Annotated in this window: 11 protein-coding genes and 1 pseudogene; 6 read left to right on the forward strand and 6 right to left on the reverse strand. The window is 72.9% G+C overall.

What is annotated here, in order from left to right:
- Window positions 1–124: 124 nt before the first annotated feature.
- Window positions 125–688 (forward strand): annotated as a pseudogene (locus tag SNA_RS35245) (sigma-70 family RNA polymerase sigma factor); the annotation flags it as partial.
- Window positions 689–858: 170 nt separating this feature from the next.
- Window positions 859–2,457: a zf-HC2 domain-containing protein gene (locus SNA_RS35250; protein ID WP_078970427.1), complete on the forward strand. Its 1,599-nt coding sequence runs from the start codon at window positions 859–861 to the stop codon at window positions 2,455–2,457.
- A gap of 33 nt (window positions 2,458–2,490) precedes the next feature.
- Here SNA_RS35250 and purU read toward each other — a convergent pair whose 3' ends face one another.
- The 3 genes from purU to SNA_RS44550 form a co-directional block, all read right to left on the reverse strand.
- Window positions 2,491–3,387, reverse strand: a complete 897-nt coding sequence (gene purU / locus SNA_RS35255) for a formyltetrahydrofolate deformylase (protein ID WP_030067432.1) — start codon at window positions 3,385–3,387, stop codon at window positions 2,491–2,493.
- 109 nt (window positions 3,388–3,496) lie between these two features.
- Entirely contained in the window at window positions 3,497–3,955 is a 459-nt protein-coding gene (locus SNA_RS35260; RefSeq protein ID WP_030067433.1) for an SCO4402 family protein, read from the reverse strand.
- Between the two features lie 209 nt (window positions 3,956–4,164).
- Window positions 4,165–4,332 carry a hypothetical protein gene (locus tag SNA_RS44550; protein ID WP_241779990.1) on the reverse strand — a complete coding sequence of 56 codons (168 nt, stop codon included), beginning with the start codon at window positions 4,330–4,332 and terminating at the stop codon, window positions 4,165–4,167.
- Here SNA_RS44550 and SNA_RS35265 point away from each other — a divergent pair.
- Complete coding sequence (locus SNA_RS35265) at window positions 4,286–5,476, forward strand: ABC transporter substrate-binding protein (RefSeq protein ID WP_241779971.1); 1,191 nt, start codon at window positions 4,286–4,288, stop codon at window positions 5,474–5,476. The two genes, SNA_RS44550 and SNA_RS35265, sit on opposite strands and share 47 nt — an antisense overlap.
- Before the next feature lie 54 nt (window positions 5,477–5,530).
- Here the strand turns inward: SNA_RS35265 and SNA_RS35270 are convergent, their stop codons facing one another.
- Window positions 5,531–7,315 (reverse strand): hypothetical protein, encoded by a 1,785-nt coding sequence (locus tag SNA_RS35270; protein WP_044368511.1) that lies wholly within the window; start codon window positions 7,313–7,315, stop codon window positions 5,531–5,533.
- Between the two features lie 149 nt (window positions 7,316–7,464).
- Entirely contained in the window at window positions 7,465–8,859 is a 1,395-nt protein-coding gene (locus SNA_RS35275; protein ID WP_044368513.1) for an NsdA family TPR-like regulatory protein, read from the reverse strand.
- A gap of 494 nt (window positions 8,860–9,353) precedes the next feature.
- Here SNA_RS35275 and SNA_RS35280 point away from each other — a divergent pair, with 494 nt between their 5' ends.
- The 3 genes from SNA_RS35280 to SNA_RS35290 all read left to right on the forward strand — a co-directional run bounded on the left by SNA_RS35280 (window position 9,354) and on the right by SNA_RS35290 (window position 12,681).
- Complete coding sequence (locus tag SNA_RS35280) at window positions 9,354–10,025, forward strand: bifunctional DNA primase/polymerase (protein ID WP_030067441.1); 672 nt, start codon at window positions 9,354–9,356, stop codon at window positions 10,023–10,025.
- A 158-nt stretch (window positions 10,026–10,183) separates the two neighbouring features.
- Entirely contained in the window at window positions 10,184–11,038 is an 855-nt protein-coding gene (locus SNA_RS35285) for an ABC transporter ATP-binding protein (protein ID WP_044368514.1), read from the forward strand.
- Window positions 11,035–12,681: a hypothetical protein gene (locus SNA_RS35290; RefSeq protein ID WP_044368516.1), complete on the forward strand. Its 1,647-nt coding sequence runs from the start codon at window positions 11,035–11,037 to the stop codon at window positions 12,679–12,681. The genes SNA_RS35285 and SNA_RS35290 overlap by 4 nt, the downstream gene beginning before the upstream one ends.
- An 82-nt stretch (window positions 12,682–12,763) precedes the next feature.
- On the opposite strand, the gene SNA_RS35295 is transcribed toward SNA_RS35290, so the two are convergent.
- Window positions 12,764–13,279, reverse strand: coding sequence for an LppU/SCO3897 family protein (locus SNA_RS35295; RefSeq protein ID WP_030067444.1), 516 nt, complete (start codon window positions 13,277–13,279; stop codon window positions 12,764–12,766).
- Between the last annotated feature and the right edge of the window lie 67 nt (window positions 13,280–13,346).

A 13,346-nucleotide genomic window follows, 5' to 3' on the forward strand; every position in this document is an offset into this window, starting at 1 on the left:
TCCGCAACCTCTGAAGAAGGTGGTTTGGGGCAAAGGAGCATGCAGTGTCAGACCCTCGCATTACATTCGATGTGGGCACGACCGAGGTGTGAGCACGGCGACGACGGACAGGGATAGGGGTCCGATGGGAAACGACACACCCCCGCGCTGGGACAGGCGGATGCAGCAGCGGCTCGCCCGAGGTGAGGCCGCCGCCCTCGGCGAGCTCTACGACCGCTTCGCTTCGCTCGTGCACAGCCTCGCGCACCGCGTCCTGGACGACGAGGACGCCGCCGACCGCATCACCCGCGAGGTCTTCGCCTACATCTGGGAGCACCCGCACTCCTACGACCCCAAACAGGGCTCGCTGCGCTCATGGGTCGCCGCGGTCACCCGCCACCAGGCCGTCCAGCGACTGCGCCAGACCGAGGCCGCCTCGGCGGGGGGCGGGTCGGATGCTCCCGCGCCGGCCGAGATGGAGCAGAAAATCCGCGAGGCCTCCGCGGCCGCCCGCGCCGACTACATCGTCACCTCCATGCCCGCGCCATTGCGCGCCGCCCTGGAGCTGGCCTACTTCCAGCGCCGGGACTACCGCCAGACCGCCGCCGACCTGGGCGTCACGGAGGACGAGGCCCGCCGCCGGCTCCGCCTGGGGCTCCAGCTGCTGTCCACCGCCCACAACCACCCGACCCTGCCCCCGTCCCCGCCCCGCTCCCCTCTGTCGCGCAGCACGCCCGGTACCCGTACGCCCTCACACACACCCCCGGCACCGCATACGCCCCAGGCGCCGCACGCCCCCCATGCCCCGCGCGCACCGCTTCCGCCACGGCACCCCGGTCCGGGCAGCGCCCCGCCCGGCACCGGCCACGGACGGTCGCTGTGAACGGCCCGGACAAATGGGAGGGCCCCGAGCGGCCCGACGGCCCCGGTGAGCGTCCCCGCATACCGGCCCCCCGCACCGCCGCCGAGGACCGCGGCCCCCTGCCGGACATCCGCCCCGCACCGGACCCGGAAGCCGGACGGGAAACCGGACGGGAAACCGGACGGGAAACGGAACCGGAGGCCGGACGGGAAACGCGGCCAGGAGCCGCACCGGAAGCCGTGCCGGAAACAGCCTCGGAACCCGGAGGGGAAGCCCGTCCGGGAGACCAGCGGGACGCCCCACCGGCAGCCCCGCGGGCGGCCCGACCAGGAGCCCGATCGGGAGCCCGGGCCGGAACCCCGCCGGAAGCCCACCCTCCAGCCCAACCCCCCACCGACCGCACCGCAGCGCCGGAAACGAAACCGGAAGCCATGACCGACACCACCGGAGCGGGCCCCGGGTTCCCGGCCGACGCCGTTCCCGGGGGCGCGCCGCCCTCGCAGCCCGCCCCGCCGCATACGGTCCTCAAATCGCTGCTCGGCGCCTGGGCGCTCGCCGCGTGCAGCGCCGAGGAGACCGCCGCCGTGGAGAGCCATCTGACCGACTGCGCCTCCTGCGCGGACGAGGCGCTGCGGCTGCGCGACGCCGTCGGTCTGCTGCATCCCGCCGACAGCCTCGACCTCGATCCGCTGCTGCGCTCCCGCGTCCTGGAGGGCTGTCTGGGCCGGCGTCCGCCCCGTATCCCGGTGCCGGAGTGGGCGACGCCGTACGACGCGGAGACCGCGAAGCTCGATGCGCTGCTGCACGACATGGGCGAGGCGGAGTGGCGCGCCCCGGTACGGCTGCGGTGGTTCGAGAGCGAGCGGCCGGTCGAGCGGGCGACCACCGTCGCCGGTGTCATCGGCCATCTGCTGACCGTCGACGGCCTGGTGGCGACGTCGCTCGGGCTGCCCGATCCGCTCGGCGACCGGGCCCCGCAGGGCGCCCCGGGCCCCACGACCCGTACGGAGGCGTACTGGCGGATGGCCGGCGAGGAGCCCGGCCGGCTCGCCACCCACGGCCCGTGGCGCGAGCAGAGCTATGCGCTGATCAGAACGGTCTCCTTCGCGGGCGGCGGCGTCGGCGAACTGGCCGTGCCCTACGGCCGGTTGCAGCTGCCGATGTGCGATGCGCTCCTGGACCGCGCCTTCGGGTGCTGGGTGCACGCCGGGGACATCGCGGATGCGGTGGACTATCCCTACGAGCCGCCGGCCGCCGGCCATGTCCACCAGCTGATCGATCTGGCCACCCGGCTGCTGCCCACCGCACTGGCCCACCGCCGCCGGGCCGGGCTCGCCGCGCAGCCGCAGAAGCTGGTCGAGGCGGGCGCCCCGGGCCGTACCCTCCACCTGGAGGTCGAGGGCAGCGGCGGCGGGCACTGGTACATACCGCTGGACTCCCCGGCGGCCCTGGGCGCCAAGGAGCTCACCGTCGCCCATATCGCCCTGGACAGCGCGGAGTTCTGCCAGCTGGCCGCGGGACATGTCTCCCCGGAGGAGGCCGCCGCGGGCCAGGACGGCGAGCGCGAGGCGATCCGCGATGTGCTGTTCGCGACCGCGTCGCTGTCGCGGCTGTGAGGCCGTAGCGAAACGGTCCTGGGCGAAGACGCCCTAGGCGAAGACGACCGTCCGGCTGCCGTTCAGCAGCACCCGGTGCTCGCTGTGCCACTTCACGGCGCGGGCCAGCGCCTGGCACTCCACGTCCCGCCCGATCGCCACGAGCTGGTCGGGCGTGACGTCGTGCCCGACGCGCTCGACCTCCTGCTCGATGATCGGGCCCTCGTCGAGGTCGGCGGTCACGTAGTGGGCGGTGGCCCCGATGAGCTTCACACCGCGGACATGCGCCTGGTGGTAGGGCTTGGCGCCCTTGAAGCTCGGCAGGAAGGAGTGGTGGATGTTGATGATCCGCCCGGAGAGCGCCTTGCACAGGTCGTCGGAGAGGACCTGCATATAGCGCGCCAGCACCACCAGCTCCACCCGCTCCGCGCGCACCAGCTCCAGCAGCTGCGCCTCGGCTTCCGCCTTGTTCTCGCGGCTGACCGGGATGTGGTGGAAGGGGATGTCGTACGAGCCGACCAGCTCGGCGAAATCGGTGTGGTTGGAGACCACGGCCGCGATCTCGACCGGCAGCGCCCCGATCCGGGAACGGAAGAGCAGGTCGTTGAGGCAGTGCCCGAACTTGGACACCATCAGGACGATCCGCATCTTCTCTTCGGCCCGGTGGATCTGCCAGTCCATGTCGAAGGAGTCGCCCACCGCGGAGAAGCTGGCCCGCAGCTTCTCCAGGTCCACCGGGGCGTCCGCGCCGAAGTGCACCCGCATGAAGAACAGTCCGGTGTCGCGGTCGCCGAACTGCTGACTGTCCTCGATGTTGCAGCCGGTGATGAAGAGGTAGCTGGACACGGCGTGCACGATCCCCTGCTTGTCCGGGCAGGACAGCGTGAGGACGTACTGATCACTCCGGTCGCGACGGCCGGTCTGCTTGGTGGAGGGCTGGGACTCGCTCATGCCGAAACCTCGCTGCGCTCGGTCTCGCATTCGCTCGACGCGCACCCTTCAATGATTCGCTCGCTACGCTCTCTCATGACCTCATAGGGTCGCACACCTGCGGGGATGCTCAGGCCGGGGCGCCCGGCGCACCCGTCATCAGGGCCAGCACCTCCAGCGAACACGGCGGCGTGTCCGGGTCCTCGCCGTCCGCCGTCGCCAGCCGGACATGCGCCTCGCGGGCCGCCCGTACGGCATCCGGCCAGGCCGGATGCTCCATGTAGGCGGCGACCGGGGCGTCCGCGCCGACCTCGTGCATGATCCGCAGGACGTTCAGCACGGCGGCGTCCACCAGCTGCGCCTCCTGGGCGTCGCGGAAGATCGTGCCCAGGTATTTGTCGGCGGACCAGTTGTCCAGCCAGGTGTCCTCGACGAGGCGGTAGACGGCGTCGGTGACATCCCCGTAGCCGGGATGCCCCGCCAGCCAGGTCTCCTGCTGGAAGGCGGGGTCGGAGAGCATGTGCAGCGCGGAGCGCACATTGCTGCGCCAGCGCCACCACGGCATGTCGGTCAGTGGCATACCGCCCATGGTGGTAGAGCGGCGGCCGCGACGGGAAGACTTCTCCGAACCTTGCACAGTATTCGATCGTACGTTCCTTGGAGATGATCTCCCGGGGACCCCCGGAGTTCACCTCCACGTCACTGTCCGTTACCCTCGCGTCACTCGCCCGTTGACGGCAGGACGCCAGGGTGGTGCGCCATGACCGGTCGGCGACGCTCCTCCCCCCGCCCCTTTTCCTATGCTCCCGCGCTCGCTTCCGCGGTGGCATGCACGGCGGTCATCGCGTCGCTGCTCTCGGGCTGTGGCTCCCTCCCCGGGGCCTCGGGAGACTCCGGGGAGAAGGAGCCGGTCACGGTGATGACCTGGGCGCCGGAGGGTACCAGGGCGACCAATATGCCGGGCATGCCGGCCATGGCGGAGGCGTACGCCCGGTGGGTCAACTCCCGGGGCGGTATCCGCGGCCATCACCTCAGGGTCCTGACCTGCAACGAGCGCAACGACACGGTCGCGGCCGCGCGGTGCGCCCAGCGCGCGGTGGACGAGGGCGCGGTCGCGGTGGTCGGCTCCTACAGCCAGTTCGGCCGCTCGTTCATGTCGCCACTGGAGATCAAGGGCATTCCGTTCATCGGCGGATACGGCGCTTCGGACGAGGAGTTCCAGAGCCCGCTGTCGTATCCGGTCAACGGGGGCCCGGCGTCCCTGCTCGCCGGAAACGGACGGCAGTTGGCGGGCAAGTGCCGGCGCGTCGCCCTGGTGCGGCCGGACACCATCCAGGGCGACCAGATGCCCTCGCTGCTCAACTCCGGTCTGCACAACGGCCATCGGCCGCCCGCCGAGGACATCAAGGCACCCGAGGACGGCACCGACTACTCGCCCCAGGTCGCCCGCGCGCTGGACCGCGTCGGCGCGGACCCGTCGGTCTACGGCACCGCGGCCAACGGCGGCAAGGCGACCGGCTCCTGTGTGACCGCCTCGCTCGGCGACCACACCGACACCTTCTTCGACGCCTTCCGGCGGCTCCAGGAGGACGGTCCCCGGGTCCACGTCGCCTCCGTCCTCGGCAGCGTCGGCCAGGCGCTGGTCAACCGCACGGGCGGCTCGTCGGGCCCGCTGGAAGGGGCGTATCTCACCGGCTGGTACCCGGTTTCGAGCGATGCCCGCTGGGGGCCGATGCGCAAGGTCGTCGACGACTTCGCCTTCAACGACAACCGCATCGACCCGGCCGATCAGGGCGTCCAGACGACCTGGATCGCCTACACGGTGCTGCGCGCGCTGATCGAGCAGCTCGACGACGCGGGCGTCGAGGACATCACCCGGCACGCCCTGCAAACCACCCTCGCCGACGGCGACCACGCCATCGACACCGGGGGCCTGACCCCCAAACTGCGCTGGCGCGAGACCGACATGCTCGCCGTCCAGAACTTCCCGCGCATAGTGAACGGCATGGTCACCTACCAGGTCGTCCGGGACGGGGAACTGGTCGCCGCGCAGGACGGGTTCGTGAACGTGACCCAGACGATGGAGCGGGGAGTCACGGACGACGAGTGAGCGGGTGCCGGACGGCGCACCGCCGTTCCGGCACTCACCACGCCGGCCGCGGGCTCACAGATTGATCGGCGGGCGCTGCGTCAGGCCGTACTTCTTCGCGATCGGGTTCCAGATCGCCGCAGCCTGCTGCTTGGCCTTGGTCGCCTCGCCGCTGGCCGCGACACCCTGCGCATACTGCCTGGTGTTGCGGGCCTTGCCCTTGTGGCAGCCCTTCTTCGAGTGCACCTGACCGGCCCAGGCCGCGAAATGGTTGTCGGCGGCGGCCGAGGACTGCCATGCCTTGGTCAGCGCGGCGGTCAGCTGGTCATGCTCCGGGATCTTGTCGACGGACAGCTGCTTGAGCCGCGTCACCAGCTGGGCGCGCTGGTTGGCCGCGGCCCGCAGATCCTTGGCCGCGCCGCCCAGGTTGTCGCAGGACCCGATGCTGCGGACGGCGTTGACCACGGACGTACGGCTGTCACCGCTGTCGCCGAGCAGCGCGTCCAGGCCCTTGGCCTGCGGCTCGGCCGGGTCGGCGGACGGCGTCGGCTGCGTCTTGTCCTTCGCCGGCTTGGAGCTGCTGGTGCCGGCGCCCTTCGTCTTCGCGGAGTCGTCGCTGCCGCCGCTCAGCAGCCAGCCGAGGCCGAGGCCGGCGCCCGCCAGGACGACCACGACGACGCCGACGATCGCGGCGGTGGGCACCCGGCGGCGGCCGCCCTCGTCGTCGTACGGCTGCTGGTCATAACCCTGCTGGTCATAGCCCTGCTGACCGAAACCCTGCTGGCCGAATCCCGGCTGGGCGAATCCCGGCTGCTGCCCGTACGGGGGCTGGCCCTGGTCCTGGAAGCGGGGGAGCTGCGCGGTGGCGTCCGGCGCGCCCGCGGCGCCCGGCGTGCCCGGCCCGTCGCGGAACAGGCCCTCGAACTCGGCGGGCGTCGGACGGTCCCCGGGCCCACCGGGACGGACCCCGTAGGGCGCGCCGGGCGGCGGGGCGGGCGTCCCCGCGCCGACCGGGGAGATCAGCTGGGTGGCCTCGGAGTCGGCCGCCGGGGCGGCCCCGGGCATCGGCTGGTACTGCGGCTGCGGCATGGGCTGGGCGGGGCCGCCCTGGCCCTGGGACGGCTTGATCACCCGCAGCATGGTGGTGGACTCGCCGGGGGTCTCGGGCCGCCCGCCCTCCTCGGGCGGGAGCGCGGCGCCGGACCCGTCGGGTATCGCGCGTATCAGCGCGGTCGCCGCATCGCCCGTGGTGGGCGGCAGCGGGGCACCGGTCTGCGGGGTCGCGCGCACCAGCTCGCCGGCCCGCTCCGGCTGGGGCTGCGGGGGCTGCTGGCGGTACGGCTCCGGGTGCGGCGCCTGCTGCTGCGGGTCGTAGGGCTGCGGCTCGGGCTGGGGCTGGGAGACCGGCTGCTGGGGGTCCTGGGGCAGCTGGCCGTACGGCTGGGGCTGCGCCTGCGGGGCCTGCTGGCCGTACGGCTGCTGCGGCTGCTGGGGCTGCTGCGGCTGCCCGGTCGCGTACGACGGGCCCTCGGGTGACAGCGGCGCGGGGGCCTGCTGCGGCGGGACCGGCGGCTGCCCCTGGGGCGGCGGCGGGAAGCCCTCGCCCTGCGGCGGGAGCTGGCCGGGGGCCTGGGGCGGCTGGGCTCCGTAGCCCTGTCCCTGGCCGTATCCCGGCTGCCCCGGGGGCGGCGGACCGGCCTGCTGGCCGGGGCCCCAGGGCTGGCCCCACGGCTGGCCGGCCGGCGGCGCGGCCTGCTGGTCAGGGACATACGGCTCACCGTTGGCGGGCAGCACAATGCCCTCTCGCGCGGGGCCGGCCGCAGCATTCTGCGGGTCGGGGCCCTGTCCGCTCTGCGTCACCGGAACTCCTGCCATCGTGCTGCCTACGGGACCGTCGGCTCACGCTACCGGGTCGCAGCTGCGTTCGACCACGAGCCCTGGTCACCACCCCTTCCGCCCCTGGTGGCACCGGGCGGGGCCGTCCTGTCCGGCCCCGCACCGATGCCCCGTCAGGCCGCCGCGGCCCGCAGTTCCATCCGTGCGCTGAATTCCCGTACGACCGGTTCCTCCCGATACGGCTCCAAACGCAGCTGAAGGTCCTCCAGGTACTCCGCGCCCCGGTCGGACCGCAGCCCGCCGAGCAACTCCACGGCCTGGGTGCCCGTATGGCAGGCCGCTTCGATCTCGCGCTGCTGCACCTGCGCACCGGCCAGCAGCACCATCCCGATGGCGCGGCGCCGCGCCCGGCCCTCGGGATGGCCGTCCAGCGCCTCCTGGGCCCGCTGGGCGGCCGGGCCGGGCTGGCCCAGATCCCGGTGGCAGTGGGCGAGTTCATCGGCGAGATATGCCTGGTCGAAATGGCTGATCCAGGCCGGGTCGTCGCCCGCGTCGGCGGCCGCCTCGGCCCGTTCCATGGCCGAAAGCGCCCGGCCCGCCACCGTCTGGAAGGCGCGGCCGTCGCCCATCAGGGCGTGCCCACGCGCCTCCGCGGCGAAGAACATCGCCTCCGCCCGTGGGGTGACATGCCCGCGCGCGCCCTCCTGCGCGGCCCGCGCGAGCTGGGAGATCTCCCGCGGATTGCCCAGCGAGGCGGCGAGATGGCTCATGCTCGCGGCCAGTACGTAGCCGCCGTAGCCGCGGTCGCCGGCCGCCTGGGCCAGCCGCAGCGCCTGGATGTAGTAGCGCTGCGCCAGCCCCGGCTGCCCGGTGTCGACGGCCATATAGCCGCCGAGTTCCGTCAACCGGGCGACGGCGGCGAACAGTTCGCGCCCGACGGACTCGCGGTACGAACCGGCGAGCAGCCCGGAGACGACGCTGTTGAGGTAGTGCACCACGACCGGCCGCACATGCCCGGCCCCGAAGCGGTGGTCGAGTTCGCTGAGCGCCGCGGTCATGGCCCGTACGGCCTCGACGTCCGCCGCGCCGACCCGGGCGCCGGCGTTGCGCGCGACCTGGGTGTCCGCCCCGGTGATCAGCCAGTCGCGGCTCGGCTCCACCAGGGCGGAGGCCGCCACCGTGGAGCCGCTGAGGAAGTCGCGCCGCCCGACGTCGCTGCGCCACAGCTCGCAGACCTGCTCGATCGCCCCCAGGACGGTCGGGGAGAACTGGAGCCCCACCCCGGATGCGAGGTTCTTGCCGTCGGCCATCCCGATCTCGTCGATGGTGACCGTGCGCCCCAGCTTCCGGCCCAGGGCCTCCGCGATGATGGCCGGGGCGCGGCCGCGCGGCTGCTGGCCGCGCAGCCACCGGGCCACCGAGGTCTTGTCGTACCGCAGGTCGAGTCCGTGCTCGGCGCCGCACATGTTGACGCGGCGGGCGAGCCCCGCGTTGGAGCACGCGGCTTCCTGGATCAGCGCCTGCAACCGTTCGTTGGGCTGCCGTGCGACGAGTGGCCTGGCGGCCATGCTGTACCCCCTGTACTGCTGCGCGTTCACCGTCGAACGCCGTTCCCCGTGATCAATGCCCCGCACATATGCCGGATATCCGAGACATCCCGGATACCGGTGATGTCGTCCCGGATACGGGCGATGCCTTCCCGAATGCGCGCAGTACGGGCGCGAATACGGGCGATACCGGTGGCATCCGGATGTGCGATGCCGGTGCGCGGAGCGGTCCACGGGCGGCGCGGGGCCGGACCATGGGGTGATCCCGAGAAGGAGCGTGGCGCGCGGTGCCCGTGAGCGCGGCGCCGCCATGGCCCGGACCCTCCGGTGCGCACCGCGGACCGCCGCGTGGGCGGCCTCTCCGCCCGTCACGCTGGTGGCTACCCGCTCATTGGTGGATGGCCGCATATGCGCCCCCGCCCGTGCACCCATGCGCCCCGGGCGGAGGAACGATGCGCCGGGGGGTGTCCCCCATTCGGCCGTAACCGTTGGTGAGGGGCGAAGTTGTTTTCTGCGTGGAAGAGACCATCGGAGTCACAGGAGCCCCGCCGATCCCCCAGCAGCGCGGCGAGCAGCTGATCGAGACCGCGGTGCGTTACGCCGAGGAGCGGCATTGGGATGTGTTCCCCGGCGCATCGCTGGAGCACGACGGTGATACACCGCGCTGCTCGTGCAACGCCGACGCCTGCCCCGCGCCGGGCGCGCACCCCACCGGGCCCGGCTGGACCGGGCTGGCCAGCGGCAGCGCGTCGGCCGTGCGCCGGATGTGGAGCAAGCAGCCGCGTGCCTCGATCCTGCTGCCGACCGGCCGCGCCTTCGAGGCGCTTGAGGTGCCGGAGATGGCGGGCTGTCTGGCGCTGGCCCGTATGGAGCGGATGGAGGTGCCGCTCGGCCCGGTCACCCGTACCCCGCACGGCCGGATGCTCTTCCTCGTCCTGCCCGGCGCCTCGGCCAAGGTGCCCGAGCTGGTACGGAACCTGGGCTGGGTGCCGGCGGCCCTGGACCTGATCTGCCGCGGCGAGGGCGAATACATCGCCGCGCCGCCGACCCGTATGGCGCCGCACGGTTCGGTGCAGTGGGTGCGCCGGCCCACCGCCACCAACCGCTGGCTGCCGGACGCGGAGGACCTGATCAGTCCGCTGGCGTACGCGTGCGGGCGGGACGCGGCGGCGCTCCGGGGGCGCTGAGGGCCCGCCTCCCGCGGTGCGGGGCGCCGGCCCTGAGCCGCGGTCCTGAGCCGCACGCGCGGTGCGGGCCGGTGGTGTCAGTGGCCGCCCGTATCGTGGACGGCGTCGGACGGGGGCCATGACCGGGCCCCTGCGGGGACGTCGGAGGGGCGGGACCGGTGGACAGTGAACCGGAGCAGAGCGGGCCTGTAGGGCGGGGCGACGGCGCGGAGGGGGCGGCCGACGCCTCCCCCGACGGCGGTCGGCCGCCCGCCGTCCGCATCCAGGGCCTGTGGAAGAAGTTCGGCGAGCAGACCGCCGTCTCCGGTATCGATCTGACGCTGCCCGCGGGCCGCTTCATCGGGCTGGTCGGGCCCAACGGCGCGGGCAAGACCACCACCTTGTCGATGGTGACGGGGCTGCTGCGGCCGGATGCCGGGCAGGTCGAGATCGGCGGCCATGACGTCTGGCGGGACCCGGTGGCCGTCAAGTCCCGTATCGGCGTCCTGCCCGAGGGCCTGCGCCTCTTCGAGCGCCTCTCCGGGCGCGAGCTTCTCGGCTATACAGGGCGGCTGCGCGGTCTGCCGGGCGACGAGGTCGACAAGCGGGCCGGTCAGCTGCTGGAGGTGCTGGACCTCTCCGGCGCCCAGCACAAACTGGTCGTCGACTACTCCACCGGTATGCGCAAGAAGATCGGCCTGGCCGCGGCGCTGCTGCACAACCCCGAAATACTCTTCCTGGACGAGCCGTTCGAGGGCGTCGACCCGGTGTCGGCCCAGACCATCCGGGGCGTCCTGGAGCGCTACACCGCCTCCGGGGCGACGGTCATCTTCTCCAGCCATGTGATGGAGCTGGTGGAATCGCTGTGCGACTGGGTCGCGGTGATCGCCGCCGGCAAGATCCGCGCGGACGGTCCGCTGGAGCGCGTACGGGGCGAGGCGCCCTCCCTCCATGAGGCGTTCCTCGGCCTCGTCGGCGCGAGCGGCCGCGGCGCGGGCCAGAACCTGGACTGGCTGGGCGGCGGCGCCCGATGACCGACGAAGCCCTCGCCGCGCCGTCCCCGACCGCCCCCTCCACGAGAGCCCCCTCCCTGACCGGCGTCTTCGTCCGGCTCAAACTGTCGCTGCTGCGCAACGGCCTGCGTCAGTCGCCGGGGCGCGCCGTCGCCTATGTCGCCTCCCTCGTCGTCGGCCTGCTGGCCGCGGCCGGTGTCGTCCTGGGCCTGACCGCGCTGCGCGGCAACGCCCATGCCGGTGCCCTGGCCGTGCTGCTCACGGGCCTGCTCACCCTGGGCTGGGCGGTGATGCCGCTGTTTTTTCCCTCCGGTGACGAGACCCTGGATCCGACGCGGCTGGTGATGCTGCCGCTGCGGCCGCGGCCGCTGATCGTCTCGCTCCTGGTGGCCTCGCTGGTCGGCGTCGGCCCGGTGTTCACCCTGGCCCTGGTGACGGGCACGGTGATCATGCTGGCCCAGGGGGCGGCCGCCGCGGCCGTCGGCGTCGTGGCGCTCGTCCTGGTGGTGCTGGTCTGCGTCACGCTGGCGCGTGCCGTCGCCACCGCCTCCGTACGCCTGCTGACCAGCCGTCGCGGCCGCGATCTGGCCGTGCTGAGCGGGCTGTTCATCGCGCTCGGCTCCCAGGGCGTCAACATCGCCGCCCAGAAGCTCGGCCGCCCCGACGGCCTGACCGTCCTGGAACCGCTGGGTGCGGTGCTGCGCTGGGTGCCCCCGGCGTCCGCGATGGCAGCGGTGGACGACGCGGGCCGGGGGTCCTACGGGAGCGCGGCGGTGGGCCTGGCCCTGACCGCGCTCGCCCTGGCCCTGCTCCTGTGGTGGTGGCAGCGCACCCTCACCGCCCTGATGACCTCGCCGGACTCCTCCACCCTCCAGGCGGTCGAGAAGGACAGCGCACGCCGGTCCGGCGGCGGGGAGCGGGGGCTTGCGCGTCTCCTCCCGGATGGGCGCACGGGCACGGTCATGCTCCGTACGCTGCGCTACGCCTGGCGCGACCCGAAGTCCAAGATGGGCTGGGCCACCGCCCTGGGCGTCGGCCTCCTGGTCCCGGTCGTCTCGTCCCTCCAGGGCCGGGGCAGCATCTACACCGCCTTCTCGGCGTCCGCCCTGCTCGGCATGCAGATGTACAACCAGTTCGGCCAGGACACTTCGGCCTTCTGGATGGTCGCCTCGACCATCGCCACACCGCGCGATGCGTACGAGGAGCTCCGGGCCCGCGCAATGACGCTGGCCCTGGTGGCCGTCCCGTACGTCACCCTGGTCGTCATCGGCACCGCGGCGCTCATCGGCCCGTGGTCGGACTTCCTCGAGGTGTACGGCCTGTCGCTGGCCCTGCTGGGCGCGCTGCTGGCCACCGGAGCGCTGTCCTCGGCGCTCTTCCCGTATTCCATCCCCTCCGAGGGCAACAAGAACATCGCCCCGGGGCAGGGCGCGATCGCCTGGTTCAGCCTCTTCGGCGGGCTCCTGGTGGGCGCGGTGCTGAGCGCGCCGATGCTGGGGCTGACGATCTGGCTGCATGTCGCCGGGCTGCACGGCCTGTTGTGGGTGCTGCTGCCGGTGGGCGCCGCCTACGGGACCGGCGTCGCGGAACTGGGGCTGCGCGTGGCGGCGCCCCGGGTGGCGGCGCGGCTGCCGGAGATTCTGGTGGCGGTCAGCAAGGGGTGAGGGGCGTGGGGCCTGGCCGGTGGGCCGGCCCCACGGCATCGGCCGCCGCCCTGAGGTGGGCGGCGGCCGGAAGTTCCGAGGGTCAGACCTTGGTGAAGCACCAGGTGGTGCCGAGGCCGAGGCGACTGCGCTGGTGGATGACCGTCGTGTACTCCGAACCGCACGCCTTGCCGTCCACGTGCGTCTCGCCCGTCTTGTACTGGGCGTCCGAGGAGTCACAGGCGACGACGGTCATCTGGGAGTCGTCCTTGGGGCCGGTGATCTTGACGCAGTCGCCGACCTGCGGGTTGTGCTTCCTGTCGTACGCCTTCCGGTCCGCCTCCTTCTTGGCCTTACCGCCGTTCGGATTGGTGTTGTAGTCGTAGACGTAATAGCCGACGCCGCCGAAGAGGGCCAGCATGATGACGGCGGTGATCAGCCCGCGCAGGGGGCTGCGCTGCGGCTGCGGCCGGCGCGGCGGCTGCGGCTGTCCGTACGCCTGTTGCGGCTGTTGCGGCTGTCCATACGGCTGCTGCGGCTGCCCGTACGGAGCCTGCGGCTGCTGCTGGTACCCGTACGGCTGCTGCGGCTGGTTCTGGTAAGGCGGCGGTGCGGACACGACTTTGCTCCCCCATGGATGGCTGTTGGCTGGCTGCGGGTTGACTCCGCGGACGAAGGTCAATGCG

This window comes from Streptomyces natalensis ATCC 27448 (genome assembly GCF_000935125.1).
Classification (GTDB): domain Bacteria; phylum Actinomycetota; class Actinomycetes; order Streptomycetales; family Streptomycetaceae; genus Streptomyces; species Streptomyces natalensis.

Bases quoted from the DNA above. Each gene is read 5' to 3' on its own strand.
- SNA_RS35260 (WP_030067433.1), bottom strand. From the start codon at position 3,955: ATGGGCGGTATGCCACTGACCGACATGCCGTGGTGGCGCTGGCGCAGC.
- purU (WP_030067432.1), bottom strand. From the start codon at position 3,387: ATGAGCGAGTCCCAGCCCTCCACCAAGCAGACCGGCCGTCGCGACCGG.
- SNA_RS44550 (WP_241779990.1), bottom strand. From the start codon at position 4,332: ATGCCCGGCATATTGGTCGCCCTGGTACCCTCCGGCGCCCAGGTCATC.
- SNA_RS35265 (WP_241779971.1), top strand. From the start codon at position 4,286: ATGACCTGGGCGCCGGAGGGTACCAGGGCGACCAATATGCCGGGCATG.
- SNA_RS35290 (WP_044368516.1), top strand. From the start codon at position 11,035: ATGACCGACGAAGCCCTCGCCGCGCCGTCCCCGACCGCCCCCTCCACG.
- SNA_RS35275 (WP_044368513.1), bottom strand. From the start codon at position 8,859: ATGGCCGCCAGGCCACTCGTCGCACGGCAGCCCAACGAACGGTTGCAG.